The organism is Pseudomonas sp. C321 (assembly GCF_055407105.1).
Window position 1 is genome coordinate 12,392 of the sequence record NZ_JBUZRB010000006.1, and the last position, 26,802, is coordinate 39,193.

General features: G+C 59.7%; 26 protein-coding genes, 1 tRNA gene and 1 pseudogene. 12 read left to right on the top strand and 16 right to left on the bottom strand.

Going from position 1 to position 26,802, the window contains the following annotated elements:
* Positions 1 to 61: 61 nt before the first annotated feature.
* Positions 62 to 472 (bottom strand): hypothetical protein, encoded by a 411-nt coding sequence (locus ACZRJ6_RS18275; RefSeq protein WP_463968966.1) that lies wholly within the window; start codon positions 470 to 472, stop codon positions 62 to 64.
* A gap of 17 nt (positions 473 to 489) precedes the next feature.
* Positions 490 to 1,463 (bottom strand): annotated as a pseudogene (locus ACZRJ6_RS18280) (alpha/beta hydrolase family protein).
* A gap of 171 nt (positions 1,464 to 1,634) precedes the next feature.
* On the opposite strand from ACZRJ6_RS18280, the gene ACZRJ6_RS18285 reads away from it, so the two are divergent.
* Positions 1,635 to 2,600, top strand: coding sequence for an arsenic resistance protein (locus tag ACZRJ6_RS18285; RefSeq protein WP_463968967.1), 966 nt, complete (start codon positions 1,635 to 1,637; stop codon positions 2,598 to 2,600).
* Positions 2,601 to 2,648: 48 nt separating this feature from the next.
* On the opposite strand, the gene ACZRJ6_RS18290 is transcribed toward ACZRJ6_RS18285, so the two are convergent.
* The 5 genes from ACZRJ6_RS18290 to ACZRJ6_RS18310 all read right to left on the bottom strand — a co-directional run bounded on the left by ACZRJ6_RS18290 (position 2,649) and on the right by ACZRJ6_RS18310 (position 8,107).
* Positions 2,649 to 3,809 carry a Fic family protein gene (locus ACZRJ6_RS18290; RefSeq protein ID WP_463968968.1) on the bottom strand — a complete coding sequence of 387 codons (1,161 nt, stop codon included), beginning with the start codon at positions 3,807 to 3,809 and terminating at the stop codon, positions 2,649 to 2,651.
* Between the two features lie 575 nt (positions 3,810 to 4,384).
* Positions 4,385 to 4,460 (bottom strand) — tRNA-Phe (locus tag ACZRJ6_RS18295).
* Positions 4,461 to 4,563: 103 nt separating this feature from the next.
* Positions 4,564 to 4,836, bottom strand: a complete 273-nt coding sequence (locus ACZRJ6_RS18300; protein ID WP_133101244.1) for an oxidative damage protection protein — start codon at positions 4,834 to 4,836, stop codon at positions 4,564 to 4,566.
* Positions 4,833 to 5,900 (bottom strand): A/G-specific adenine glycosylase, encoded by a 1,068-nt coding sequence (mutY, locus tag ACZRJ6_RS18305; RefSeq protein WP_463968969.1) that lies wholly within the window; start codon positions 5,898 to 5,900, stop codon positions 4,833 to 4,835. Before mutY ends, ACZRJ6_RS18300 begins: the two co-directional genes overlap by 4 nt.
* Positions 5,897 to 8,107, bottom strand: coding sequence for an AsmA family protein (locus tag ACZRJ6_RS18310; RefSeq protein ID WP_463968970.1), 2,211 nt, complete (start codon positions 8,105 to 8,107; stop codon positions 5,897 to 5,899). The genes mutY and ACZRJ6_RS18310 overlap by 4 nt, the downstream gene beginning before the upstream one ends.
* A 346-nt stretch (positions 8,108 to 8,453) precedes the next feature.
* Between ACZRJ6_RS18310 and ACZRJ6_RS18315 the strand changes: the two genes are divergently transcribed.
* The 7 genes from ACZRJ6_RS18315 (at position 8,454) to ACZRJ6_RS18345 (ending at position 14,153) form a co-directional block, all read left to right on the top strand.
* Positions 8,454 to 10,115 (top strand): OFA family MFS transporter, encoded by a 1,662-nt coding sequence (locus ACZRJ6_RS18315; RefSeq protein ID WP_463968971.1) that lies wholly within the window; start codon positions 8,454 to 8,456, stop codon positions 10,113 to 10,115.
* A gap of 170 nt (positions 10,116 to 10,285) precedes the next feature.
* Positions 10,286 to 10,879, top strand: coding sequence for an imidazoleglycerol-phosphate dehydratase HisB (gene hisB, locus ACZRJ6_RS18320; protein ID WP_133101248.1), 594 nt, complete (start codon positions 10,286 to 10,288; stop codon positions 10,877 to 10,879).
* A complete protein-coding gene (hisH, locus tag ACZRJ6_RS18325; RefSeq protein ID WP_463968972.1) occupies positions 10,879 to 11,517 on the top strand; it encodes an imidazole glycerol phosphate synthase subunit HisH in 639 nt (212 codons plus the stop codon). Before hisB ends, hisH begins: the two co-directional genes overlap by 1 nt.
* Positions 11,517 to 11,774, top strand: coding sequence for a DUF2164 domain-containing protein (locus ACZRJ6_RS18330; protein ID WP_463968973.1), 258 nt, complete (start codon positions 11,517 to 11,519; stop codon positions 11,772 to 11,774). The genes hisH and ACZRJ6_RS18330 overlap by 1 nt, the downstream gene beginning before the upstream one ends.
* A gap of 39 nt (positions 11,775 to 11,813) precedes the next feature.
* Complete coding sequence (hisA, locus tag ACZRJ6_RS18335; RefSeq protein WP_463968974.1) at positions 11,814 to 12,551, top strand: 1-(5-phosphoribosyl)-5-[(5-phosphoribosylamino)methylideneamino]imidazole-4-carboxamide isomerase; 738 nt, start codon at positions 11,814 to 11,816, stop codon at positions 12,549 to 12,551.
* A gap of 9 nt (positions 12,552 to 12,560) precedes the next feature.
* Entirely contained in the window at positions 12,561 to 13,331 is a 771-nt protein-coding gene (hisF, locus tag ACZRJ6_RS18340) for an imidazole glycerol phosphate synthase subunit HisF (protein WP_133101251.1), read from the top strand.
* A gap of 66 nt (positions 13,332 to 13,397) precedes the next feature.
* Entirely contained in the window at positions 13,398 to 14,153 is a 756-nt protein-coding gene (locus tag ACZRJ6_RS18345) for a substrate-binding periplasmic protein (RefSeq protein ID WP_463968975.1), read from the top strand.
* Here the strand turns inward: ACZRJ6_RS18345 and ACZRJ6_RS18350 are convergent.
* The 4 genes from ACZRJ6_RS18350 to gpmI form a co-directional block, all read right to left on the bottom strand.
* Entirely contained in the window at positions 14,150 to 14,929 is a 780-nt protein-coding gene (locus ACZRJ6_RS18350) for a divergent polysaccharide deacetylase family protein (RefSeq protein ID WP_463968976.1), read from the bottom strand. The genes ACZRJ6_RS18345 and ACZRJ6_RS18350 overlap by 4 nt on opposite strands.
* A 1-nt stretch (position 14,930) precedes the next feature.
* On the bottom strand, positions 14,931 to 16,238 hold the full coding sequence (locus tag ACZRJ6_RS18355) for a S41 family peptidase (RefSeq protein ID WP_463968977.1): 1,308 nt from the start codon (positions 16,236 to 16,238) through the stop codon (positions 14,931 to 14,933).
* Between the two features lie 31 nt (positions 16,239 to 16,269).
* Positions 16,270 to 17,556, bottom strand: a complete 1,287-nt coding sequence (locus ACZRJ6_RS18360; protein WP_463968978.1) for a murein hydrolase activator EnvC family protein — start codon at positions 17,554 to 17,556, stop codon at positions 16,270 to 16,272.
* A 137-nt stretch (positions 17,557 to 17,693) separates the two neighbouring features.
* Positions 17,694 to 19,220, bottom strand: coding sequence for a 2,3-bisphosphoglycerate-independent phosphoglycerate mutase (gene gpmI, locus ACZRJ6_RS18365; protein WP_463968979.1), 1,527 nt, complete (start codon positions 19,218 to 19,220; stop codon positions 17,694 to 17,696).
* Between the two features lie 151 nt (positions 19,221 to 19,371).
* On the opposite strand from gpmI, the gene ACZRJ6_RS18370 reads away from it, so the two are divergent.
* The 3 genes from ACZRJ6_RS18370 to secB are packed head-to-tail and all read left to right on the top strand — an operon-like array spanning position 19,372 to position 20,569.
* Positions 19,372 to 19,785 (top strand): rhodanese-like domain-containing protein, encoded by a 414-nt coding sequence (locus ACZRJ6_RS18370; protein ID WP_149411310.1) that lies wholly within the window; start codon positions 19,372 to 19,374, stop codon positions 19,783 to 19,785.
* Between the two features lies 1 nt (position 19,786).
* Positions 19,787 to 20,041 (top strand): glutaredoxin 3, encoded by a 255-nt coding sequence (gene grxC / locus ACZRJ6_RS18375; protein ID WP_133101258.1) that lies wholly within the window; start codon positions 19,787 to 19,789, stop codon positions 20,039 to 20,041.
* A gap of 42 nt (positions 20,042 to 20,083) precedes the next feature.
* Complete coding sequence (secB, locus tag ACZRJ6_RS18380) at positions 20,084 to 20,569, top strand: protein-export chaperone SecB (protein ID WP_133101259.1); 486 nt, start codon at positions 20,084 to 20,086, stop codon at positions 20,567 to 20,569.
* Between the two features lie 43 nt (positions 20,570 to 20,612).
* Here the strand turns inward: secB and ACZRJ6_RS18385 are convergent, their stop codons facing one another.
* Positions 20,613 to 21,068 carry a tRNA (cytidine(34)-2'-O)-methyltransferase gene (locus ACZRJ6_RS18385; protein ID WP_463968980.1) on the bottom strand — a complete coding sequence of 152 codons (456 nt, stop codon included), beginning with the start codon at positions 21,066 to 21,068 and terminating at the stop codon, positions 20,613 to 20,615.
* Here ACZRJ6_RS18385 and ACZRJ6_RS18390 point away from each other — a divergent pair.
* Positions 21,067 to 21,507, top strand: a complete 441-nt coding sequence (locus tag ACZRJ6_RS18390) for a hypothetical protein (RefSeq protein ID WP_149411308.1) — start codon at positions 21,067 to 21,069, stop codon at positions 21,505 to 21,507. The genes ACZRJ6_RS18385 and ACZRJ6_RS18390 overlap by 2 nt on opposite strands.
* A 381-nt stretch (positions 21,508 to 21,888) precedes the next feature.
* Here ACZRJ6_RS18390 and ntrC read toward each other — a convergent pair whose 3' ends face one another.
* The 4 genes from ntrC to glnA form a co-directional block, all read right to left on the bottom strand.
* The gene (gene ntrC, locus ACZRJ6_RS18395; RefSeq protein ID WP_463968981.1) at positions 21,889 to 23,325 is read right to left on the bottom strand and encodes a nitrogen regulation protein NR(I); all 1,437 of its coding nucleotides are present in this window, start codon (positions 23,323 to 23,325) and stop codon (positions 21,889 to 21,891) included.
* Positions 23,322 to 24,407 (bottom strand): nitrogen regulation protein NR(II), encoded by a 1,086-nt coding sequence (gene glnL, locus ACZRJ6_RS18400; protein ID WP_463968982.1) that lies wholly within the window; start codon positions 24,405 to 24,407, stop codon positions 23,322 to 23,324. The genes ntrC and glnL overlap by 4 nt, the downstream gene beginning before the upstream one ends.
* 251 nt (positions 24,408 to 24,658) lie before the next feature.
* On the bottom strand, positions 24,659 to 25,192 hold the full coding sequence (locus ACZRJ6_RS18405) for a chorismate mutase (RefSeq protein WP_463968983.1): 534 nt from the start codon (positions 25,190 to 25,192) through the stop codon (positions 24,659 to 24,661).
* Between the two features lie 187 nt (positions 25,193 to 25,379).
* Positions 25,380 to 26,786, bottom strand: a complete 1,407-nt coding sequence (gene glnA / locus ACZRJ6_RS18410) for a glutamate--ammonia ligase (RefSeq protein WP_149411305.1) — start codon at positions 26,784 to 26,786, stop codon at positions 25,380 to 25,382.
* Between the last annotated feature and the right edge of the window lie 16 nt (positions 26,787 to 26,802).

Sequence of the window (26,802 nt, forward strand, 5' to 3'; positions counted from 1 at the left end):
AATACCCTCTGCCAAGCAATGCGAAAACCTGTGGGAGCCGGGCTCCCACATTTGTTTTGTGTTAGTTCTCTGAGTTGGTCAGTGCCTGGGATGCCGCCAAGTAATCGACCTGGAACTCCGGCGATTCAACCCACGCCAACGCCGCCGCTTCATCATCGCTATCAGTCGACCACTGCCGATACTCGATCAGCGCCGCGATGATAAAGTCGGTCGCTTCTTCTTCGCCTTCCTGCTCCAACACCAGCGCCAACAATGGATGTGCCAGGAACGCCGCGCACAGCGCCTGTTGACTGGTTTCGCCAGCGTTGCGCATTTCCACAAACAGCTCGGTCAAATCCACCGATTCAAGATCAATGCGGCTGTCGTCGCCGTCAAAGGCATCCTTGGGCGCGCCGGCTCGCTGTGTGCGGTTCTGCTTGGCCTTGGCTTTTGCCCGGTGGGCGCGTTTTTGCTGTTTGTTCGGCGAGGCCATGGGCTCACGTCCTTGGGTCAGGATCTGGGTGGGCTATTGAAGCGCAGCTTTGGGAAAACCCCAAGGGTTTCTAGGCACGATCCGTCACTCGGCGCCCCGGTGTATTCGCTGCCAGTTCGCCTTGTCGCAGCCACGCCAACGCAATCGGCCACAACCGATCCTGATATTGGCTGCGAAAAAACGCGAAGTGCCCGACTGCCTCTTCGCCAATATCCTGCGGCGCAATCCGCAGATGCGTGCGCTCGCCCGCCTTGAAATAACCCAGCAGACGCTCGATGGCTGCCACTGTCCCAAACGGATCATCGGTAATGCTGATCGCCAGGATCTGCGCTTTCACCCGTGAGAATGGCAGCTCGCCCAAGGCGCGCCCACTAGGCCGTCCTTCATAACCTGGCGTCGGGGTACTCCAGTCGCGCACTACGCCTGCAGGCGTGTCCTCAAGCCAGCCCAGCCGCTTACCAGGGAAGTATCCACAGAGCGCCGTCACCAACGGCATCACCACATGCCACTTGCCAAACATCCGCCAGCGCCCGCTCGCTTCATAGTCGCGCCAGTACGCAAACTGCGCGCCTACCGTCACCAGCCGTCGAATCACCGCCCCTGAGGCCCCGAGCCCCGCCGCGCAGCCACCAAAGCTATGGCCGACCACATCAATTGGTTGCCCTGGAAACTCCCGCTGCGCCCGCTGCAACATAGCCTCGAAATCCAGCATGCCCCAATCCGACCACGACGCCTTGAACCCGCGCAACGATCCGCTGCGTGATTCACCGATGCCACGGTAGTCGTAGGTGATCACGTCAAAACCGTGAGTGAACAGGTAATCGGCAAAGCGCGAATAGTGACGGCAACGTACCGAAGTGGCGGCGTTGATGATCACTACGGGGCGTTCGATGTCGGTGCGAATATGGCGCCAGGTAAAGCCGCCTATAAGGTGACCGTCGGTGGCGGGCTCGCTGAATGTTTCGGGTTGCGGTCGGGTGGGCAGGTTCATGGCGGCTCGATCCCTTGCGCTTTCGGTGGGGCTACAGAAGCCCATGCGCAGTTTTATAGGAGATCGAAGCTAACAAAATTCGCGGGTCAAAGGCGTAGAGATTTTACGACGCTCGACCTTGGCCCCGCAGGTGCATAGGCTGACAGCCTTTCGCCCCATCCGAGACGCCCCATGACTCGCGACACCCTCGAACAAAACCAGATCCCGGTCTACTTCGTCGCCGTGCTGCTAGCCGCCGCCCTCGGCCTGCTGGCGCCTTCGATGGCCCAAGGCCTGGGCGCGCTGGTCACGCCGGCCATTGCGGTGCTGATGTACGCGATGTTCCTGCAAATCCCGTTTCTGGACCTGCGCGAGGGCTTGAGCAACAAGCGCTTCATGTCGGCGTTGCTCTTGGCTAACTTCATCCTGATTCCGCTGCTGGTGTGGGCGCTGACCCGTGGGCTGGTGGAGCACCCGGCGATTCTGGTGGGGGCGTTGCTGGTGTTGCTGACGCCGTGCATCGATTACGTGGTGGTGTTCACCCATATAGGCAAGGGCGATTCGCGCTTGATGTTGGCAGCAACACCGATTCTGTTGCTGCTGCAATTGCTGCTGTTGCCAGTGTATTTGAGTTTGATGCTGGGGTCGCAGTCGGGCGTGGTGGTTTCAGCGGGGCCGTTTGTCGAGGCATTCCTGTTGCTGATCGCCGCGCCGATGCTGCTGGCGGTACTGACGACTTCCTTGGCCCGGCGATCAAAAGCCATCAGCGTCTGGAACGATTCCTGGGCCTGGTTGCCGGTGCCAGCAATGGCATTGGTGTTGCTGGTGGTGATCGGTTCGCAGATCACTTCGGTGGTGCGCGATATCGGCCTGCTGGCGCCGGTGATCCCGGTGTATATCGGCTTCGTGTTGCTGGCGCCGCTGATGGGCGCTCTGGCTTCGCGGTTGTTCGGGTTGCCTTCGGTGACGGCGCGGGCGGTGACGTTCAGTGCGTCGACCCGCAACTCCCTGGTAGTGCTGCCCCTGGCGCTGGCGTTGCCTGAAGACATTCGCGGGCTGGCCGCCGCAGCGGTGATCATGCAGACGCTGGTGGAACTGGTGGGGGAATTGATTTATATCCGCCTGATTCCGGCGCTGGTATGGCCCGCAGGTCGGTAAGCGGGTGAGTGTTCAGGATCGTTCAATGAGAGTCTGCCTCAGACCTGGTTATGCATAGGGCCTATCCAGTTGCTCTGGTATGAAGCCTTTTTCCCGAAGTGACTTGATGACACCTCGTATCAAATAGTTGTTTGAGAAGCCGATTGTGTATTGTCGCGCACCCGGGCTGATGGGTAGCAGCATGCCTTGGTCGACCAATTTCTTTATTTGATAGGTTCGTTGTGCAGCAGATAGTTTCGGCAGAGCATTCGCGATATCGACTGACTTGATCACCTTCAATTGGATTGCGGTCGTCAGGATGGTCTCTTCCGACGTTGTTATCCATTCACGCTTCCTCGCCATCGCAACGGTAGGAGCCAGAATGTGTTTGGTCAGGTAGCGGTAGTCAGTCAGCCTATTTACCTTTTCCAGCTCATCTCTGATGCCCCCCAGAACATACGTGCACCAGGCTTCAAGGCCTTCTCTTGTGCCTGTATCCGCGGTCGAGAGCATTGCGTAATACCTTTCACGATCAATACAGAAAACTGCAGTAGGGTTAAGTACTCGACCGCCAGTACTGACATTGAAACCGTACTTCATCAGCAACGCGTAGGTAAGAAGACGCACGACTCGGCCATTTCCGTTGCCAAATGGGTGAATCCAGCCGAATCGATGGTGAGCCAGGGCGATCTTCATCAGGTCATATTTGGGCGGGTCTTTTTTATTAACAAAGGCGACCAGTTCTTGCATGTACCCAGACACCATCACTGCGTCTGGGGGGAGGTGGTCGGACTGAGCGATACGCACCCCGGTCTCACGGTAAGCGCCGGGTGTGCGATCTCCTTCACGCTGCAGGTTTTGAACAGTCATTGAGTGAAGCTCGCGGATAGCGAATTCGGTGAGTTCCGCGCCCGGCTCCATGATGCTTTCAATGTAGTCCATGGCGTTTTCGATATTCACGATTTCCCGCAACTGGTCGGTCGCCTGCGCTGTTCCCTCAACCTTGCTTTCGATGTAATCGGCCAGGGTCGTGTGGTTGCCCTCGATGCGAGCGGACCCCAGGCTTTCCAGCGTATGAAAAATCTCTTTGAGCTGGAAGAAAACAGCGGGTGGTGTATCGCCTCCCAGTTGCAGGCGTCGCAACTGCTCCAGTTCGCCCAGAATGTCGACCAGACTTGAGTCGAATGAGGGGTTCAAAAGCTCGAGATCGTGGTGAAGAAACTCAGCCATGGTGAAAAATATCTCAAATTGGTTGAGAGGTTATCTCGAAAATAAGGTGGTTTAATGCCAGTAGAATAGGCCTTTGGTTCATGATTAGGAACCGAGTTATCTCTAAATTCAAGTTCCGATAAATGGAACTCACAGAGAGCAGTAAATTGAGCACCTCTATAGCTGTGCTGAATCACAGATGGGTACGTACTGTTTTCTGACAGATGGACTGCTCGCACCTACTGGGAGGGCGTTACGGGAAAGGCTTGAGAGGTGGGGCGCGTCGGCGCGGGGGTCAGGTGACGTCGGCGTGTTCTTGCCGAGTAATCATGTGATTGCGATCAGGGTGATGAGAGGTGTGAGCGAAGGTTGAGAATTTTTGCGCATATCCGTTGGCTATCAGTGATAGCACTAAGGTCAAATGATGCCATCAAGGTAGACGAGGGTTTGCTCGCGTGCCTGATGAAAACTTTATCCTTACCCAGCCCCGATCTATCAACGAATATGGGCTAGTGAATCGCAGACAACAAAAAACCCGCACTAGGCGGGTTTCTTGTGTGTTTCGGATGATGCTGGCACCACCTGAAACTAATTAGTGGTGCCCAGAGACGGAATCGAACCGCCGACACGGGGATTTTCAATCCCCTGCTCTACCGACTGAGCTATCTGGGCAACGGGGCGCATTAAACTGGTTTTTCAGGGGGTCGTCAAGCAAGTTTTCAAAAAATATTTAATTATTACCGTCGCTTACGGGCCAACCCCCCATTTTGATCACTTATTCAGCAGGTGGTACGTAGCCGTCGGCCTTGGCGTAATCCTCGCCGGAAAAGAACTTGTCCATCTCGCCCTGAAGGTATTTGCGGTCTTCGGCGTTCATCATGTTCAGGCGTTTTTCGTTGATCAGCAGGGTCTGGTGCTTTTGCCAGTCGGCCCAGGCTTTGGCGGAGACGTGATCGTAGATGTCCTGGCCCTTGGCGCCGGGGAACGGGGCGCGTTCCAGGGCGGGCAGTTCTTCGTGGTACTTGCGGCAGATGATGGTGCGGGTCATGACGAAACTCCTGCGTTCAATACTTCAGCCGCGCGCTTCAGCAGTTTTTTCACCGGGGCGGCAAGGCCCAGGCGCGGCGGGGTGGCGAGGTTATACCAGAGCCAGTCGGCCTCGGCCACGTGATGAGCGGATTCCTCGACCTGGACCAGCCAGGGTTCGATAGCCAGTTGGAAGTGGCTGAAGGTGTGGATCAAGCTCGGCAGCTCCTGGTGCCTGCCCAGTGCCAGCGAGTGCTGGTTGGCCAGGTGTTCCAGGTCGCTCAGGTCATCGAGCTCCGGCAAGCTCCAGAGGCCGCCCCACAAGCCCGTTGAAGGGCGGCGGTAAAGCAGGATCGCGCCTTCGCCGTTGGCCAGCAGCGGCATCAGTGTGCGCTTTTGTGGCACGGTCTTGCGCGGCTTGGGGATCGGGTAGCGTGTCTCCAGGCCCAGCATGTGGGCTTCGCAGCCTTTTTCCAGCGGGCACAGTAGGCAACTGGGTTTGCTGCGGGTGCAGAGGGTGGCACCCATGTCCATCATCGCCTGGGTGTAGGCGTTGACACGGTCGTGAGGGGTGAAGCGCTCGGCGGTGGCCCACAGCTGCTTGGCGACCTTGGGCTCGCCTGGGTAGCCCTCCTGGGCAGTAAAGCGCGCCAGCACCCGCTTGACGTTGCCATCCAGGATTGGCGCCCGCAGGCCCATGCTCAGGCTGGCAATGGCACCTGCGGTGGACAGGCCGATGCCTGGCAGCTCGGTGAGTTTCTCGACATTCTTGGGAAACTCGCCGCCGTATTCGGCAACCACGATTTTCGCGGTCTTTTGCAGGTTGCGGGCCCGGGTGTAGTAACCCAGCCCGGTCCACAGGTGCAGCACTTCGTCTTCCGGCGCGGCGGCGAGGGCTTCGACCGTTGGCAGCGATGCCATGAACCGGTCGAAGTAGTTCAGTACGGTGCTGACCTGGGTCTGCTGCAGCATGATTTCCGAGACCCACACCCGGTAAGGGGTGATGCCCTGTTGCCAGGGCAAGTCATGGCGACCGTGGCGGTCGTACCAATCCAGCACCGCAGTGGAAAAATGCTCGGTTCTCATCGATTGAACAGGCCTTTAAGCGCGTCTTTGAGCTTCGGGTTGACCTTGTCGAGCTTCTCTTCAAGCTTTTCGCTGAGCTTGTTGCCCGCCGCCTTGACGGCGACCTGGCCCAGGCCGTCCTTGTCCAGGCGGCAGGCCTTGGCGCCCAGTTCCAGCGGGCCACGGCAGCGTAACGGAACTTCGATGCCCTGGAAGTTGGAACCCACCTGGCAGGCCGGGTCCGGCATGTCGCGCTTGTCGCCTTCGACGATGATGCCGACGCGGTAATCCATGCCCAGCACCCGCAGGTCGACGTCACCGTTGCCGTTGACGGTCATGCCGGGGATGCGCACTTTCAGGTCCGGGTTGTTGGCGACGCCGTTACGGAACGTCAGGTTGCCCTTGAGTTCCTGGAATGGCGTGTCCTTGCCCCGTGGCTCGCTGGTGAGGGTTTTGCGGTTGAGCAGGGCAATGCCGGTGCACAGCTGTTGCTCAAGGTTGGCGTTAAGCAGCACGCCATTGTTGATCACAAAGCTGGCGGTGCCGTTGAGGCTGTCGATCAGCGCTTTCTGGCTGTTGCCGCGACCGCTGAGATTGCTGTCGAGGGTGATCTGGCCCTTGACCGGCGGGTTCTGCCCCTGGCTTTGCAGGATGCGTTCAACCGGTACTTGCTTGATGTGGGTTTGCAGCGCCAGTACCGGTACATCCTCACGCACATCGAGGTTGCCGTTGGCCTGGAAGGTGCCGTTATAGAGGCCACCGCTCAAGGTATCAAGCTTGAGCTGGCCGCCTTGGCCGGAGGCCTTCAGGGCGGCGTTCTGGATCGGCAGTTTGCTCAGGGTCAGTTGGCCGAACGACAGGTCGGCATCCACGTCCAGGGTGCGCAGGCGGGTCAGCGGCAGCAGTTTGTCTGTGCTCCAGGCGCCCTTGGTCGGAGCGTCCGGCAGCGGCGTGGTGCCGCCGGCGGCCATGGCGCCCGCTTCACTGCTTTGCACTTCAGCCTGGCGAGCGACCGCTGCGCTGTTGGCAGCCTCGGACTTGGCCGGCAGGTAGTTGTCGGCGTTGAAGGTGTCGGCCTTGAGTTGTACCCGAAGGGATTGCTTGGCGAAATCGTTCACGGCCACGCGACCGGTGAAGGTGCTGGCGTCGAGTTTCAGGCTCAGGTCTTCCAGGGCCATGCTGGTAGGCGTGCCCTTGAGGCGGCTGACCAGCTCGACCTTGCTCAGGCTGCCCTCGGCCATGGCTGGCAGGGGTTGGCCGACGCTGTCGAGGAACTTCGCCAGGTCAAACTGGGCAACCGACAGGGTGCCGCTGATCTGCGGGGTCTTGTCCAGGTCGTTGACCTTCAGTTCGCCAAGGGCGCGCAGTTGGTTAACCGAGAACTTGAGGTTGGTCCATTCGGCAATGTTGGCCGACATGTCCACCAGCAACTGGCCCTGGGTGGCGAAGGTTATGGTCTTGCCTTGCAGCGGCTCGCCGGTGGCTTCGCCTGCGACTTTCATGTCTTCGAACTGATAGCGCTTGAGGGCGCGATCAAAGCGCAGTTCGCCGCGGAGTTCGCTCTTGACCCGCATGACCGGCTGGTTGCTGCCGAAAAACGCGGTGAGCTTGACCGGGATGCTGGTGCCTTCATGCACGGCGCCGGTGCTCAGCTGGATACTTTCGGCGCTGTACTGCTTGCCGGTTTGTTCGTCGTTGTATTCGATGCGGGCGTTGTTGACCGTCAGGCTGTCGATGTCCAGGCGGATCGGTTGCGCCGGTTTTTCCGGGGTTGGCGCAGTGGCCGGCACCGCAGCAGTTGGCGCTTCGGCGCTGGCGGCAGGTGCGGCCTTGCCGATGTCTTCCCAGTTGCCGTGGCCTTGCTTGTCGCGGTTGAGGCGCAGGTTCAGGCCTTCGACACGCACATCGCTCATCTGCACTTCGCGGCGCAGCAGCGGCAGCACCCGCACCGACAGGCCGAGCATCTGCAGGTCGGCGAACGGTTGGGTCGGGTTGCTCAGGGTCGCAACGCTGGCTTCGTGCAATTCAAGGCCCAGCCAGGGGAACAGGCTCCAGCCGATATCGCCATTGAGCGTCAGCTCGATGTGGGCCTTGTCGCGGGCAATCTGGCGAATCTCGTCTTTGTAGTCGTTGGGATCGAAGAGATGGGTCAGGGCAAAGCCTAGAGCCACAATGATCAGCAACAGCCCGAGAAGTACCAGACCCAGGATTTTGCCGAACGCTTTCATGGGCGAGTCCTTGTATGTCGATTTCAAAATTTAGCCGCAGAGTATAACGCCCGCAGGCCCGCGACTGTGCACGGATCGTTACATTGTATCTAGAGGCCCCTGCTGATCCCCCGTAGGCGCGGCAAACGGAACCCTGGCGTCAGAAAAAACAGACAGACCAAAAAAGGTGATGTCAGTTTGGTTTTTCTGTCATCCGCAGATGCTAATCTGCGCACGTTCGTCCGCCTTCTGCGACTTAACGTCGCGCGTCAATGGAGCTTCACTCAACAAAACGGCCACGCTTTGCGTGCAAGGCCGAGGGAGAGAGCGCCTGACGGACACATACTAATAACTGGGGGAAACACCAATGAGCACTAGCACTGCGGCAGGTCATATTGCCGCACAGCCTGCTTTCCTGTCCAAGGAACGCATTATCGCCAAGCCGGGGTTCAACCGCTGGCTGGTACCACCGGCCGCCCTGGCCATCCATTTGTGCATCGGTATGGCCTATGGCTTCTCGGTGTTTTGGTTACCGCTGTCCAAAGCCCTGGGCGTCACCGCGCCGGTCGCTTGTACGCCGGACATGAGTTTTATCGCGCAAATTTTCTCTTCCCAGTGTGACTGGCCCATCTCCATGTTGGGCTGGATCTACACCCTGTTCTTCATCTTCCTGGGCTGCTCGGCAGCGATCTGGGGCGGCTGGCTGGAACATGCCGGGCCGCGCAAGGCTGGCGTCGTGTCGGCGCTGTGCTGGTGTGGCGGCCTGCTGATCTCAGCGTTGGGGATCTATACCCACCAGATATGGCTGATGTGGATCGGCTCTGGGGTCATTGGCGGTATCGGCCTGGGCCTGGGCTACATCTCGCCTGTTTCGACCCTGATCAAGTGGTTCCCGGACAAGCGCGGCATGGCCACCGGCATGGCGATCATGGGCTTCGGCGGCGGCGCGATGGTGGGTGCTCCGTTGGCGGCAGCCCTGATGGGCCACTTCGGCTCCCCGACCAGCGTTGGCGTTTGGCAGAGCTTCCTGGTGATGGCTGCGATCTATTTCGTGTTCATGATCGGTGGCGCCTTGTCCTACCGCGTTCCACCCACCGGCTGGAAGCCTGAAGGCTGGACGGCACCTGCGAAAAAAACCAGCAATGCGATGATCACCCACCGTCACGTGCACGTGAACGTGGCCTGGAAAACTCCGCAATTTTGTCTGGTGTGGCTGGTGCTGTGCCTGAACGTGTCCGCTGGCATCGGCATCCTTGGCATGGCTTCGCCGCTGCTGCAGGAAGTGTTTGGTGGCAAGTTGCTGGGTAATGACCTGGCGTTCGGCCAACTGGATGCAGGGCAACTGGCTTCCATTGCTGCCATCGCTGCCGGTTTCACGGGTCTGCTGAGCCTGTTCAACATTGGTGGCCGGTTCTTCTGGGCGTCGTTCTCCGACTACCTGGGCCGTAAAAACACCTACTTTGTGTTCTTCGCCCTGGGCTTTGCCCTGTATGCATTGATCCCGAACCTGGGCCATCTGGGCAACGTGGCGCTGTTCGTCGCAGCGTTCTGCATCATCCTGTCGATGTACGGCGGCGGTTTCGCCACCGTCCCGGCCTACCTGGCGGACCTGTTCGGTACGCAAATGGTCGGTGCGATCCATGGCCGTCTGCTGACGGCGTGGGCGGCAGCGGGCGTGTTGGGTCCGGTGCTGGTCAACTACCTGCGTGAGTATCAGTTGAGCATCGGCGTGGAGCGCGCCGCGGCCTATGACATCACCTTGTACATCCTCGCCGGCCTGCTGGTGTTGGGCTTTGTCTGCAACATGCTGGTACGTCCGGTGGCAGACAAGTACTTCATGACCGACGCTGAACTGGCCGCCGAACAGGCACTGGGCCATGACAAGGGCGCCGATTCCAGCACCGTGCTGGAATGGAAAGCCTCTTCCGGCAGCGTGCCGTTGGCTGTGGCTGCCTGGCTCGCGGTAGGTATTCCGTTGGCGTGGGGTGTTTGGGTGACCCTGCAGAAGACGGCGGTACTGTTCCACTAAGCTGATCGTCAAGCGGGCGCACCATCCTGGAGCGCCCGCTTGTACTGACATGTCTATCCCCGACACCCTTCGCTTCAACTCGTCAGTCTTATCCCCTCCGATGTTTCTGTTTAGCGCCCGCGCCCCTATACTGGCTGCCTTTTTCGCCCAATGATTTTGCGGAGCTGGTGATGGCCGAACGTAAGGCGTCAGTCGAGCGCGACACTCTGGAAACCCAGATCAAAGCCTCGATCAACCTGGATGGCACCGGAAAGGCCCGATTTGATATCGGTGTTCCTTTTCTTGAGCACATGCTGGACCAAATCGCCCGTCACGGGCTGATCGACCTGGATATCGTAAGCAAGGGCGACCTGCATATCGACGACCACCACACCGTGGAGGATGTCGGTATCACCCTGGGTCAGGCCTTCAGCAAAGCCATCGGCGACAAGAAAGGCATCCGTCGCTACGGTCACGCCTATGTGCCGCTGGATGAAGCGCTGTCGCGGGTGGTTATCGACTTCTCCGGCCGCCCAGGCCTGCAGATGCACGTGCCGTATACCCGCGCCACCGTCGGCGGTTTTGACGTTGACCTGTTCCAGGAATTTTTCCAGGGCTTCGTCAACCACGCCAACGTCAGCCTGCACATCGACAACCTGCGTGGCACCAACACCCACCACCAGATCGAGACCGTGTTCAAGGCCTTCGGTCGTGCCCTGCGCATGGCCGTGGAGCTGGATGAGCGCATGGCCGGACAAATGCCGTCGACCAAGGGCGTCCTGTAATGCAGACGGTCGCGGTTATCGATTACGGCATGGGTAACCTGCACTCGGTGGCCAAGGCTCTTGAGCACGTAGGCGCTGGCAAGGTGCTGATCACCAGCGATGCCGAGGTGATTCGCGAAGCCGACCGGGTGGTGTTTCCCGGTGTCGGCGCGATTCGCGACTGCATGGCCGAGATTCGCCGCCTGGGCTTCGACGCTCTGGTGCGCGAAGTCAGCCAGGACCGTCCGTTTCTTGGTATCTGCGTGGGCATGCAAGCCTTGCTCGACAGCAGTGAAGAGAACAACGGCGTCGACTGCATCGGCCTGTTCCCTGGGCAGGTGAAGTTCTTCGGCAAAGACCTGCATGAAGACGGCGAGCATCTGAAAGTCCCGCACATGGGCTGGAATGAAGTTCGCCAGACCGTGGATCACCCGCTGTGGCACAACGTCCCTGACCTTGCGCGCTTCTACTTCGTCCACAGCTACTACATCGCCGCCGGTAACCCGCGCCATGTGGTAGGTGGCGGACACTACGGCGTCGACTTCGCCGCGGCCCTGGCCGATGGTTCGCGCTTTGCCGTGCAGTTCCACCCGGAGAAGAGCCATACCCATGGCCTGCAGTTGCTGCAGAACTTCGCTGCCTGGGACGGGCGCTGGTAATGGCCAAGAAGGCCAAGCCGCCGATCCTCAACCTCACTCCCCAGCAGGAGAGTGAGGCCACGGACAAGATCAAGCGTTTCATGGAGGAGCGCTTCGAGCTCAAGCTTGGCTCGTTCGAGGTGGCGGAAATCCTCGAGCTGTTCACCACTGAAATTGCTCCGCACTATTACAACAGGGCGATTTTCGATGTGCAGACGCACCTTAAAGAAAGGTTCGAAAGCATCGAAAGCGACTTGTGGGCGCTCGAAAAACCCTGATTTTCCGAGCAATGCTGAATATCGAATAAGGTTTGCCAGATGCTGATTATTCCCGCTATCGATCTCAAGGACGGCGCCTGCGTACGTCTGCGCCAGGGCCGCATGGAAGATTCCACGGTGTTCTCCGATGACCCGGTGAGCATGGCTGCCAAGTGGGTGGAAGGCGGTTGCCGCCGTCTGCACCTAGTGGACTTGAATGGCGCCTTTGAAGGCCGCCCGGTCAACGGCGAAGTGGTCACTGCCATCGCCAAGCGCTACCCGAACCTGCCGATCCAGATCGGTGGCGGTATCCGCTCCCTGGAAACCATCGAGCATTATGTGAAAGCGGGCGTCAGCTACGTGATCATCGGCACCAAGGCCGTGAAAGACCCGGCGTTTGTCGCTGAGGCTTGCCGCGCGTTCCCGGGCAAGATCATTGTCGGCCTGGACGCCAAGGACGGCTTTGTCGCCACCGACGGCTGGGCTGAAATCAGTACTGTGCAGGTCATTGACCTGGCCAAGCGCTTTGAAGCCGACGGCGTGTCTGCCATCGTTTATACCGACATCGCCAAAGACGGCATGATGCAGGGATGCAACGTGCCGTTTACCGCCGCGTTGGCCGCAGCAACGAAGATCCCGGTGATTGCTTCCGGCGGTATCCACAACCTGGGCGATATCAAGTCGCTGCTGGACGCCAAGGCGCCAGGAATTATCGGCGCTATCACGGGCCGCGCGATTTATGAAGGTACTTTGGACGTCGCCGAAGCCCAGGCTTTCTGCGATTCCTACAAAGGCTGAGGACTGACCATGGCGCTGGCCAAACGCATCATCCCTTGCCTGGACGTCGACAACGGTCGGGTGGTCAAGGGCGTCAAGTTCGAGAACATCCGTGACGCTGGCGACCCGGTGGAAATCGCCCGTCGCTACGACGAACAGGGCGCCGACGAGATTACCTTTCTCGACATCACCGCCAGCGTCGATGGTCGCGACACTACGCTGCATACCGTCGAGCGCATGGCCAGCCAGGTGTTTATCCCGCTGACTGTCGGCGGCGGTGTGCGCACCGTGCAGGACATCCGCAACTTGCTCAATGCGGGTGCCGACAAGGTCTCGATCAACACTGCAGCGGTGTTCAATCCGGAGTTTGTCGGCGAAGCGGCGCAGCACTTTGGCTCGCAATGTATCGTCGTTGCCATCGACGCCAAAAAAGTCTCAGGCCCTGGCGAACCCCCGCGCTGGGAAATCTTCACACACGGCGGTCGCAAACCTACCGGGCTGGACGCGGTGGAGTGGGCGATGAAGATGGAAGCCCTGGGCGCCGGTGAAATCCTGCTGACCAGCATGGACCAGGACGGCATGAAAAACGGCTTCGACCTGGGCGTGACCCGCGCCATCAGTGATGCCCTGGGCATTCCGGTGATCGCGTCGGGCGGTGTCGGCAACCTGCAGCACCTGGCCGACGGCGTTATCGAAGGCCACGCCAGCGCGGTACTGGCGGCGAGTATTTTCCACTTTGGCGAATACACGGTGCCCGAGGCCAAGGCCTACATGGCCGCACGCGGCATCGTCGTTCGCTAAACGTCACTGGACACCATGGCAGGCTCGCGGCACTCTTGGGCTTGCCATGGATTTCGGTAACTCTTCATGTTCAAAGACCTTCTTCTTGCCCTTGCCAGCATCTCGATTTTGTTGGCAGGTTCGGCCCAAGCCGCAGAGCGGCCTGACGCCTCCCTGGTGCTGCTGACGGAAAATTTCCCGCCCTACAACATGGCGAAAAACGGCAAGAACTTCGCCAAGGACGAGAACATCGAAGGTATTGCCGTGGACATCGTCCGCGAGACCTTCAAGCGTGCCGGTATTCCCTACAACCTGACCCTGCGCTTCCCTTGGGAGCGAATCTACAAGCTCACCCTGGAAAAACCGGGTTACGGCGTGTTTGTGATGGCGCGCCTGCCGGATCGCGAGGCGCTATTCAAGTGGGTTGGCCCCATCGGCCCAGACGATTGGGTGCTGCTGGCCAGGGCCGACAGCAAGATTCAGCTGACTGACCTTGAGCAGGCCCAGGGCTACAGGATCGGCGCCTACAAGGGCGATGCCATTGCCGAGACCCTGGAAAAACAGGGGCTCAAACCGGTGATTGTGCTGCGTGACCAGGACAACGCGCAAAAACTGAGCGATGGCCAGATCGACCTGTGGGCCACCGGCGATCCGGCCGGGCGTTACCTGGCGCGGCAGGTCGGGATTACCGGGCTCAAGACCGTGCTGCGCTTCAACAGTGCCGAGCTATTCCTGGCACTGAACAAGGACGTGTCTGATGAGGTGGTGGCCAAGTTGCAGGCAGCGCTTGATCAGCTACGCAAGGACGGCGTGGTGGATGAGATCATGGCGCGGTATCTCTAGCGGTAAGCCCCATCCTTCCCGTGCCCGGCCATGGCCTTATTGCTGCGCACACTGATCATCAATTTGATATCAATCCACTCGATGCCCTGGGCCTTGAGCTTGGGCAGTTCGCGCTCAAGCACCGCCAGGGTTTGCGGGTAGGGGTGGCCGATCATCACGGCAGATCCCTGTTTATGAGCCAGCTTGATGGCGGTCTGCAGTTGCGTAGTAATCGCCGCTTCGGTGCGCTCGTCATCAAGGAATACGTCCCGCGAAACGCTGGCCAGGCCGATCTTCTGCGCCTCGGCGGCTGCCACGGTCTTGGCACTGGTGCGGCTGTCGACGAAGAATTTGTGACGGCGCTGCAACTCACCCATCAGCCAGGCCATGGCTTCAGGTTGCGCGGTCATGCGGCTGCCCATGTGGTTGTTGATGCCGGCGGTGTAGGGCACGGCCTTGAAGGCAGCGTCCAGGCGCTTGCCCAGCTCTTCGATGGGCAACTCCGGATGCCAGGCGAAGGGACCGGTGGCGGGGTCCATGGGCATGTGCAGGATGACGATCTTGCCGGCACGGTGGGCTTCGCGGGCGAATTCGGCAGCATGGGGTGTATCGGGCATGATCGCCGTGGTAACCGGGCCGGGCAGCGCCAGCACGCGCCGATCCCGCGGCAGGTTCTGGCCCAGGTCGTCGATGATCAAGGTCAGGTAGGCTTTGTGGGGGGAGGGTGTAACGGCAGGGTTGCCTTGGGCAACCCCCGCCACACAGCACAGCAGAGCGATGATCAGTCCACAGCGCATATCAACGGCTGCGGGTGATGCTCAAGCCCTTGAGCAGGCTCAAGGCCTGGGCCAACTGATAGTCATCGTCCTGAGGCATCGGTTTGGCTTTGGTGCCGCTGCCGGTTGGCTGGTCGGCACCGCCGTTGCCATTGCCCAGGTGGCCCTGCAAGTCGGCTTCCTTGAAGTACTCGCTGTCCTGCTCGTTGGTGATCTTGGCCCTGCGCACTTCGATGTCCGGCACGATGCCCTGGGCCTGGATCGAGCGCCCGTTCGGCGTGTAGTACAGCGCCGTGGTGATCTTCAGTGCACGCTCGTTGTTCAGCGGCAGCACGGTTTGTACCGAACCCTTGCCAAAGCTGGTGGTGCCCATCAGTACACCGCGTTTCTGGTCTTGCAGGGCACCGGCGACGATTTCCGAAGCCGAGGCGCTGCCACCGTTGATCAGCACCACCATCGGCACGCCTTCGCTCAGGTCATTACCGGTGGCCGAGAAGCGCAGTTCGGAGTTGGCGATGCGGCCCTTGGTGTAGACGATCAGGCCCTTGGTGATGAAGTGGTCGACCACTTCCACTGCCGACTGCAGCACGCCGCCTGGGTTGTTGCGCAGGTCGAGGACGATGCCGCTGAGTTTCTTGCCGTTGTCCTTGCGCATCTTCGCCAGGGCCGTGGCCACTTCGTCGCCGGTCTTGACCTGGAACTGGGTGATGCGGATGTAACCGTAACCCGATTCCAGCAACTGGCTCTTCACGCTCTTGACCGTGATGGTCGCCCGCACCAGGGTCACGTCAAACGGGTTGCCGCCGTCGCGCACCAGGGTCAGGGTGATTTTCTGGCCGATCTTGCCGCGCATTTTGTCGACAGCTTCGGTCATGGTCTGGCCACGGGTCGGCTGGCCGTTGATTTTGACGATCAGGTCGCCGGCCTGGATCCCGGCCTTGGAAGCGGGAGTATCGTCGATGGGCGAGACCACCTTGATGACGCCGTCCTCGGCGCCCACTTCAATCCCCAGGCCACCGAATTCGCCGCTGGTGCTTTCCTGCAGCTCGGCAAAGTCTTCCGGGCCCAGGTAGGCGGAGTGCGGGTCGAGGTTGCTGAGCATGCCCTTGATGGCATTTTCCAGCAGGGTCTTGTCGTCCACGGGTTCGACGTAGGCTGCCTTGATCCGGTCCATGACCTCGGCAAAGGTGCGCAATTCGTCCAGCGGCAACGGTGCCTTGGTGGTCGCGGCCGTGGCTGTCTGAGCGGTCTGGTCGGCGAATGCCAGAGGCGCGCCGATCACCAGAGCGATCGTCAGGGCCAGCGAAGTGAGGCGGGACAAATGCAGCATGTCGAACGAACTCCTAATGTAGGTACGGCCCTTATCCTTGGGCGCGACACCATTGTGCAGGGTCGCTCGGGCGACCCTGCTGACGAATAGCGAAGTACAGCGCCGGGGTATCCTGGCCACCACTGTTACCGACAGTGGAGATGGATTCACCGGCTTTTACAACATCACCTGCCGCTTTGAGCAAAGTCTGATTGTGGCCGTAAAGGCTCAAATAGCCATTGCCGTGGTCAAGAATCACCAGCAAACCGGCGCCGCGCAGCCAATCGGCAAACACCACGCGGCCACCGTGAACGGCGTGCACCTGGCTGCCGGCGGAGGCGCTGATCATCACGCCATCCCACTTGGTGCGGGTGTCATCGCCACGGGTTTGACCAAAGCGTGCAAGCAATCGACCATCAACTGGCCATGGAAGTTTGCCGCGAGCTGAAGCAAAAGGTCCGCCAAAGGATTCGCCTGTGCTGGAAACCAGTGGTCCAGGGGCTGCGCGCGCTGATTTACGCGGGGCGTCGGTGGCGACCGCCTCGGCCTCACGCTGGCGCTTTTTTTCTGCTTCCTGCTGGGCGATCAGCGCTTTTTGCCGCGCCTCTTCAGCCTCACGAGCCTGGCGTGCCAGGGTTTCCTCGATGGTTTTCAGTACTTTACCCAGGTCGGCCTGGTCTTGCTGACGGGCCTGTAGCTTGGCATCGCGGGCCTTCACGTCATTGTTGAGCTTGGCCAGCGCTTGCTGGCGCTCCTTGCGGACCTTGTCCAGCTCATCGCGCTGGGTGTCGAGGCTGCTTTTCTGCTCCAGCAATTGCGTCTGTTGCTGGGCTATTTCCTGCTCGACATTGGCCAACTGGCGCAGGGTCTCGTTGAAGCTTTGCAACTGCTCCAGGCGGGCCTTGCTCAGATAGTCATAGTAAGTGAGGGTGCGGGCGAATTTTTCCGGGTTTTGCTGGTTGAGCAGCATCTTGAGGTATTCCTGGCGGCCGTTCTGGTAGGCGGCGCGGGCCTGGATAGCGATCAGGTGTTGCTGTTCAACGCGGGCGCTCTGGAGTTTTTTTTTCTCACCGTCGAGCCGCTCCAGTTCCGACTCGCTCTTCTTTAGTTCCTTTTGCAACTCCTGGACCTGCTTCTCCAGATTGCCCATCTCTGTTTCCGTACCGCGCAGGTCTTTCTGCACGCCGGATTTTTCTTCCTGGAGTTTGCCGAGGAGTTTCTTCAGCTCAGTAATGTCCTGACGCGTGGCGTCCAACTGTTGTTGGGTTTGCGCGCGCTCGTCGGCAAAGGCCGGTTGGAGCAGGCAGACAAGAGCAAGGGTAATCAAGGCGCGAAGCATAGAGGCGGGCGACACCAGGGAAAGGGACGGCCTAGTATGCCCGCCAAGCGCTGCAAAAAAAACGCCTCAAAGCCAACTGCTTTGAGGCGTTCGTCATAAAAAGCCGTTTATGGCTGTTTCATCGGTCGGTTTTGCGGTTAAACCAATATCGAAGTGCCAGTCATCTCTTTCGGCTTCTCCAACCCCATCAACATCAGCATGGTCGGTGCCACGTCTGCCAACACGCCGCCTTCACGTACTTTCAGGTCGCGCTTGCCGACGTAGATGAACGGTACTGGCTCGGTGGTGTGGGCGGTATGTGCCTGGCCGGTGGATTCGTCGGACATTTGCTCGCAGTTGCCGTGGTCGGCAGTGATCAGCGCTTCGCCGCCGACTTTTTCCAGTGCGTCGACGATGCGGCCCACGCACAGGTCCAGGCATTCCACTGCTTTGACTGCCGCTTCCAGGTTGCCGCTGTGGCCGACCATGTCGCCGTTGGCGTAGTTGACGACGATCACGTCATAACGCTGGTGCTCGATGGCATCGACGATCTTGTCGGTGACTTCTGGTGCGCTCATTTCCGGCTGCAAGTCGTAGGTGGCGACTTTTGGCGACGGGATCAGGATGCGTTCTTCGCCCGGGAACGGTTCTTCGCGACCGCCGGAGAAGAAGAAGGTCACGTGGGCGTATTTCTCGGTTTCGGCGATACGCAGTTGGGTCTTGCCGTTTTTCGCCAGGTAATCACCCAGCACGTTTTCCAGGCTGCCCGGGGCAAAGGCCGACGGGGCCGGGATGTTGGCGGCGTATTGGGTCAGCATGACAAAGTGGGCTTTTGGCTGGCGGGCGCGCTCGAAGTCCTTGAAGTGGTCATCGACAAACACATGGCTCAGCTCGCGGGCGCGGTCGGCGCGGAAGTTCATGAACACTACGGCGTCGCCGTCTTCCACTTTGACCGGCTCACCGATGGTGGTGGCCTTGACGAACTCGTCGCTCTCGCCACGGGCGTAGGCGGCTTCCAGGCCTTTCTGGGCGGTGGCGGCGTTGAACTCGGCGTTGCCGTCGACAATCAGGTTGTAAGCCTGGGAGACGCGATCCCAGCGGTTATCACGGTCCATGGCAAAGTAACGGCCTACCAGACTGGCGATACGACCCTTGCCGAGGGTCTTGAAGGCTTCGTCCAGCAGTTCGATGGACGATTGCGCGCTTTTCGGTGGGGTATCGCGGCCGTCGAGGAAGGCGTGCAGGTAGATCTTTTCGGCGCCACGCTTGAAGGCCAGTTCGGCCATGGCGATGAGGTGGTCCTGATGACTGTGTACGCCACCGTCCGACAGCAGGCCCATGAAATGCACGGCTTTACCGGCAGCGACGGCTTTATCCACCGCTGCGCAGATGGTCGGGTTCTCGAAGAACTCACCGTCGCGGATGGATTTGGTCACTCGGGTGAAGTCTTGGTATACCACTCGTCCGGCGCCCAGGTTCATATGGCCGACTTCCGAATTGCCCATTTGACCGTCCGGCAGGCCTACATCCATGCCCGAACCCGAGATCAGGCCGTTCGGCACCGTGGCGCTCAGACGGTCCAGTACAGGCTTTTTGGCCGAGTACACGGCGTTGTCGTGGTGGCTTTCACTGTGTCCGAAGCCATCGAGAATTATCAGGACCAAAGGTTTAGGCGTGGTAGTCATAGATCCTCTCGCGGCGGTATTAAAGGAAGGCAATTGAAAAGGGAGTGGCAGTTTAAAGCGAAGTTCCGGTGACGTCACCGCTTTACGGGGGTTGGCCGGCCATGGTGGCTGTGTATACTTACCGCCATTTTAACGCCCTGGAACCTCCTTGATGGTTGATCACCTGATTGCATTCGCCACTTCCCACTATTTGCTCGTCGGTGCCTTCGTCATATTGCTGGCGCTGCTGATCGCTCACGAAATGAGCCGCGGTGGCCGCAGCCTCAGTACTGCTGAGCTGACCGCGCTGGTCAACAAGGATGAGGGCGTTGTGGTCGACATTCGTCCGGCCAAGGATTTCGCCGCCGGTCACATTGTTGGCGCGCTGAACATTCCCCAGGACAAGCTGATTGCACGCCTCGGCGAACTGCAAAAGCACAAGGACAAGACCATCATCCTGGTCGACGCCCAGGGCCAGCACTCCGGTGGTCACGCCCGCGAGATGCTGAAATCCGGTCTCACCGCCGCCAAGCTGTCGGGCGGTATCTCCAGCTGGCGCGCCGATAACCTGCCATTGGTGAAGTGATATGAGCCAGGTTGTCGTGTATTCCAGCGATTGGTGCCCTTACTGCATGCGGGCCAAGGCCTTGCTGGAAAAGAAGGGCGTTGCCTTCGAAGAGATCAAGGTCGATGGCAAGCCACAGGTGCGCGCCGAAATGGTCCAGAAAGCGGGACGCACGTCCGTGCCGCAAATCTGGATCGGCGCCCGGCACATCGGTGGATGCGACGACCTGTTCGCCCTGGAGAGCGCTGGTAAATTGGATGCGCTGCTTCACGTCTGACTCCTAAACCCTAAAAGACCCCAAGATCAAGAAGGATCTGCGATGACTGACCAACAGAACACCGAAGCGGCAGCAGAAGAGGCTCAAGGCCCACAATTTTCCCTGCAGCGCATCTATGTGCGTGACTTGTCATTCGAAGCGCCCAAAAGCCCGGCGATCTTCCGCCAGGAGTGGACGCCAAGCGTCGGCCTGGATCTGAACACCCGTCAAAAGGCACTGGAAGGCGACTTCCACGAAGTCGTACTGACCCTGTCGGTCACCGTCAAGAATGGCGAAGAAGTCGCTTTCATCGCTGAAGTGCAACAGGCCGGTATCTTCCTGATCCAGGGCCTGGACGAAGCCTCCATGAGCCACACCCTGGGCGCGTTCTGCCCGAACATCCTGTTCCCGTATGCCCGCGAAACCCTGGACAGCCTGGTCACCCGTGGCTCGTTCCCGGCGTTGATGCTGGCTCCGGTGAACTTCGATGCCCTGTATGCGCAAGAGCTGCAGCGCATGCAACAGGAAGGCTCGCCGACGGTTCAGTAAGACGTCGATGTAGCCAAAAAAAGCGCCGTTGCCGGCGCTTTTTTTATTTGAAGCCCAACTGCCGCCAACCTTCGTAGACGGCGATGGCTACGGTGTTTGACAGGTTCAGGCTGCGGCAGCCTTCACGCATCGGCAGACGCAGGCGATGTCCATCGGGCAGGGCGTCGAGCACGTCCGCCGGCAGGCCCCGGCTTTCCGGGCCGAACAGGAAGGCATCGCCTTCGGCAAAGCTGGCATCATGAAATGGCCGCGAGCCTTTGGTGGTGAAGGCGAATAGTCGTGGATAGTTCAGGCTTTCCAGGCAGCTGGCGAGGTCTGCGTGGCGTTGCAGGGTGGCGTACTCGTGGTAGTCCAGGCCCGCCCGACGCAGGCGCTTGTCGTCCATGTCAAAGCCCAGGGGCTCGATCAAATGCAGGTGGCAGCCACTGTTGGCGCACAGCCTGATAACGTTGCCGGTATTCGGCGGAATTTCTGGTTGAAAAAGGATGACGTGAAACATGCACGGCTCCGAAGGCAAAGATGCGCTGCATTCTACCCCTGAAGAAGATCCCAGGCCGAAGCTATTGCCACGGGTTTTGGGCTCGTTGGCGATTGTCGGGTTGATGGTGGGTTTGATGATTGGTCGTTTGACCACTGCCGACCCTGTTGAGCTGCAACAGGTGGAGCCGACGGCCGATGGCCTGCTGGTGTGGTTCAACAGCGAACCCAAGCTCCATGGCGAGCACATTGATGGCACCGTGGCGCTGTTGTTCGACGCGCTGGGCAAGGCTCAGGGCGGACAACTGAAGGTCAGCGACAAGGATGTGAACTGGCGGGTACGCAAGACCGACGGTGGCTTGCTGCTGAACCTGGTGGCGGCTCGGCCGTTGCGCGGGGAATGGTCGGGAGAGAAGGTCGATGGCCGCTGGCGGCTCAAGATCCATCTCCAAGAGCAATAAAAGAGGGAGTTCCCGGCCTGCCTGTACCAGGGCTCCCAAAACGGTTTGAAGTGCGACGCGGATCGCATCAAGCACCCCGGATGTAAAGAAGGGGATTCTCGGCCTGCCTGTACCAAGGTCCCCGAAACTGGGTAGTGATAGAGGTATTGCAGGGGGCGTGCCAACGTTGTTCAGGTGTGCCAAAAAATTTCAGCAAGAAGCGAAAAGCCCCGGGTTACGGGGCTTTGGCGTTTTCAGCGCTTAAGAGTTTTTAAGCAGTGCAGGCGTTTAACGCCAGGGGTTTGTGCGCGGTGCTGGATCGTGGTGCATTGAAGCAGTGCACGTTTTGATCACGGGTAAGCCCGGCCCGCCCTGGATCTTCGGTGTGGTTGAGGGCGGAAATCAGCCCTCGTCACCCTCGTCATCATCCCCACCATCGACCTTCATCCCCAGTTCCTTGATCTTGCGGGTCAAGGTATTGCGGCCCCAACCCAGCAATACGGCGGCGTCGCGACGGCGGCCGGCAGTATGCTTGAGGGCGGTTTCGATCATGATCCGCTCAAAGGCTGGCACGGCACTGTCCAGCAGGTTCGACTGGCCGCGTGCCAGCGCCTGGTCAGCCCATTGGCGCAGCGCCTGCTCCCAGTTGGTCACGGGTGCCGAATCCTGCGGTAGGCTCAGCAGTTCTGGCGGCAGGTCGCTGATGTGCACTTCGCGCCCGGACGCCATCACCGTGATCCAGCGGCAGGTGTTTTCCAGCTGGCGCACGTTGCCCGGCCATGGCAGGTTCTTCAGGTATTCCTCGGTTTCGGTCTTCAGCAGCTTCGGCTCGACTGCCAGCTCCTGCGCGGCGCGGGCGAGGAAGTGGCGGGCCAGGGTCGGGATGTCTTCGCGGCGGTCCGACATCCGTGGGATATGGATGCGGATCACGTTGAGGCGGTGGAACAAGTCTTCACGGAATTTCCCGGCCTGCACCAGGGTTTCCAGGTTTTGGTGAGTCGCGGCGATGATCCGCACATCGACCTTGACCGGCGTATGCCCGCCGACCCGATAGAACTCGCCGTCCGCCAATACTCGCAGCAAGCGAGTCTGGGTGTCGGCCGGCATGTCGCCGATTTCATCGAGAAACAGCGTGCCGCCATCAGCCTGTTCAAAACGGCCACGGCGCAGGTTGGCCGCGCCGGTGAACGCGCCTTTTTCATGGCCGAACAGCTCGGATTCCATCAAGTCCTTCGGGATCGCCGCCATGTTCAAGGCGATGAACGGCGAAGCCGCCCGTGGGCTGTGACGGTGTAGGGCGTGGGCTACCAGTTCTTTACCGGTACCGGACTCGCCGTTGATCAGCACGGTGATGTTGGAATGGCTCAAGCGCCCGATGGCGCGAAACACTTCCTGCATCGCCGGCGCTTCACCGATGATTTCCGGGGTACGGGTCAGGGTTGGCACAACCTCTTGGCCTTGCTGTTCCTGGGCGTGCTGGTTGGCGCGCTTGACCAGCGCGACGGCTTCGTCGACGTCAAACGGCTTGGGCAGGTATTCAAAGGCGCCGCCCTGATAGGAGGCGACAGCACTGTCCAGGTCCGAATGCGCGGTCATGATGATTACCGGCAAGCGCGGGTGCTGCTCGCGAATCCGCGCCAGCAAGTCCAGGCCACTGGCGCCGGGCATGCGGATGTCGGAGATGATCACGTCGGGCTGCTGGCGGGCCAGGCGGCTCATCACCCCGTCGGCGCTGTCAAAGCTCTGGGTGGTCATGCCTTCCTGTTGCAAGGCTTTCTCAAGGACCCAGCGGATGGAACGGTCGTCATCGACGATCCAGACAGTTTCACTACGGCTCATGTCGATGGGGCTCCTTGTTCCAGTGGCAGGAAGATCGAGAACGTGGTGTGGCCAGGATGGCTTTCACATTCGATCAGGCCCTGGTGCTGGCTGATGATGTTCTGGGTAATGGCCAGGCCCAGCCCGGTACCGTCCGGGCGGCCGCTGACCATGGGGAAGAAGATGGTGTCCTGCAATTCGGCAGGAATGCCTGGACCGTTGTCGATGATCTCGACCTTGGTCACCAGACGATGGCGCACATGGCCGATGGTGAACTGGCGCAGGGCGCGGGTGCGCAGGCTGATGCGGCCCAGGCGCAGTTCGTTCTGGCTGCTGATGGCCTGCATGGCGTTGCGCACAATATTGAGCACCGCCTGGATCATCTGTTCGCGGTCGATCAAGACGTCGGGAATACTCGGGTCATAGTCGCGCACTAAGGTGATGCAGCCCTGGCTTTCAGCTTCTACCAGATGGCAGACACGCTCCAGCACTTCATGGATGTTGGTCATTGCAAGCGACGGTAGCTTGTTGGAGCCGAGCATGCGGTCCACCAGGTTACGCAGACGGTCGGCCTCTTCGATGATGACGTTGGTGTAGTCCTTGAGGTTCTCGTCCGGCAGCTCACGGGCCAGCAACTGTGCGGCACCGCGAATCCCGCCCAGTGGGTTTTTGATCTCGTGGGCCAGGCCGCGCACCAGCATTTTGCTGGTTTCCTGCTTGGACAGTTGCGCCTCCTCCTTGGTGATCCGCAGCAGGCGGTCACGAGGATGGACTTCCAGCAGCAGCAAGGTAGTGCCGTTGCTCAGGATGGGTGTAACCGCGTAGTCGACCGTCAGGGTCTGGCCGGTGAGAGCGGTGAGCATCGCTTCGCGCTTGGTGAACGGGTGCGCCTGCTCCACGGCCTGACGCAAGGAGCTCAGGGCCTCAGCCGACTCAGTGAACAACTCGCTGATGAACTGCCCATGGCTGCGCTGACCGCTGATGGCCAGCAGCATCTCCGCCGCGGGGTTCATGTACTCAAGGCGCAGTTCGTCGTTGAGCAGGATGGTCGCGGTGGTCAGGTTATCGAGTAGCAAACGGTGCAGTGCGTCGCTGATGGTCATTAGGACCTCTTTTGGAGCAAGGCGCAGGCTTGAGGCATGCGCTGATACAAGGAAAATGCAAAAACCAAACCAAGGCTCCGAAAAGAAGCGTTAAAGCCCTGAAATAAGGGTTTAAGGCGCGAAACTGTAGCGTTCTGCCAACCTGGACGGGAAGTTTCGAACCAAAATGGGCTGGTCATGTGGGAAGAGTGCAGGGTATCGCACCAATATAGTGCGACTTTGTAAAGGCTGCATGAAGCGGCTACGGGTACTTACCCTTTGTAGATACACAATTGCGCGGTGGCGCGGATCATTGCCAGTTGCCGTAATGGATCAAGGGGTTGATGAACAGCCTTTGCCAGCCACTGTGGGCATTGTGGATCGCTACGCTGGGGGGTGAAGTCTGCCAGTTGTTGCAGCAGGCGCTTTTGCAGTTGATCCAGTTGCGGGCGAATCTGCCCGACCAAGTCCGGACGCGGCTCGTTGGGCGCGTTGCCCTGCAACTGCCAATCGGACAAGTGGGCGTACTGCACCAGTTTGTTCGCCTCAATCTGTGCCGAGAAAAATAGCTCGGCCTGCGCCGGCGCCAGTTTGTAGCCTGGGGCCTGGGCGACGACGCTGGCGATCACGTCCTGCTCCCGTGGACGGTCCTCGACGGGCTTGTGGCTATCCCATTTGCTCAAGGCTACCTGGTCGGCAATCGCCAGACGTTCGGCGATGCTGGCGAGCAGTGGCGCGAGGGTGGGTGGCGCGGCGGATGCGCTGGCGCTGATGGCCAGCAAGATAAAGGCGAGTTTGAATTTCAACGGAGAACCCTCTGTGGGAGCGAGCTTGCTCGCGATGGTCGTTAACGATAACGCGTAAATATTGAAGAAATGCGGCGTTCTTGAGTTTTTCGCGGGCAAGCCCGCTCCCACAGGGTTTTGCGGGCAAAAAAAAGACCTCCCGAAGGAGGCCTTTTTTCGTCACGCCACGTTAAGCAGCGCTACCGGATCAGCAGCTGTAGTACAGCTCATATTCCAGTGGGTGTACGAAGGTGCGGACCTTGATTTCTTCTTCGCTTTTCAGGGCGATGTAGGCATCGATAAAGTCGTCGCTGAACACGCCGCCTTTGGTCAGGAACGCACGGCCCTTGTCCAGCTCTTCCAGGGCCTCTTTCAGGCTGCCGCACACTTGTGGGATCTCTTTGGCCTCTTCAGGCGGCAGGTCGTACAAGTTTTTGTCGGCGGCGTCGCCTGGGTGGATCTTGTTCTGGATACCGTCCAGGCCGGCCATTACCAGGGCAGCGAAGGCCAGGTATGGGTTGGCTGCTGGATCCGGGAAGCGAGCTTCGATACGGCGAGCGCGAGGGCTGGACACGTAAGGAATACGGATCGAAGCGGAACGGTTGCGAGCCGAGTAGGCCAGCATTACTGGAGCTTCGAAACCTGGGACCAGACGCTTGTAGGAGTTGGTCGACGGGTTGGTGAAGCCGTTCAGGGCCTTACCGTGCTTGATGATGCCGCCGATGAAGTACAGGGCGGTGTCAGACAGGCCGGCATAACCTTCGCCAGCGAAGGTGTTCTTGCCATCTTTGGCGATGGACAGGTGAACGTGCATACCCGAACCGTTATCGCCGTACAGCGGCTTAGGCATGAAGGTAGCGGTACGGCCGTAGGCATCAGCCACGTTGTGTACGCAGTACTTCAGGGTCTGAACTTCGTCAGCCTTGGCAACCAGGGTGTTGAACTTCACACCGATTTCGTTCTGGCCGGCAGTTGCCACTTCGTGGTGGTGAACTTCGATGACCAGGCCCATTTCTTCCATGGCGTTGCACATGGAGGTACGGATTTCGTGGTCGTGGTCGAACGGCGGAACCGGGAAGTAGCCGCCTTTGACGCCTGGACGGTGGCCTTTGTTGCCGCCTTCCACGTCCTGGTCGGACATCCACGAACCTTGTTCGGAGTAGATCTTGAACATCGAGCCCGAGATGTCGGACTTGAACTTCACTTGGTCGAAAATGAAGAATTCTGGCTCCGGGCCTACGAATACGGTGTCACCGATACCGGTCGACTTCAGGTATTCCTCGGCACGCTTGGCGATCGCACGTGGGTCACGATCATAGCCTTGCATGGTCGAAGGCTCGATCACGTCGCAAACCAGGATCAGGGTTGGCTCTTCGGTGAACGGGTCGAGTACGGCGGTGCTGTCGTCCGGCATCAGGATCATGTCGGAAGCTTCAATGCCTTTCCAGCCAGCAATGGAGGAGCCGTCGAACATTTTGCCTTCTTCGAAGAAGGCGTCATCCAGCGCGTCGCGAGCCGGCATGGTCACGTGGTGCTGAGTGCCTTTGGTGTCCGTGAAGCGCAGATCAATCCATTTGACGTCATGATCTTTGATGAGTTGAACCGACTTCGACATAGTGTCCTCCGGGTGG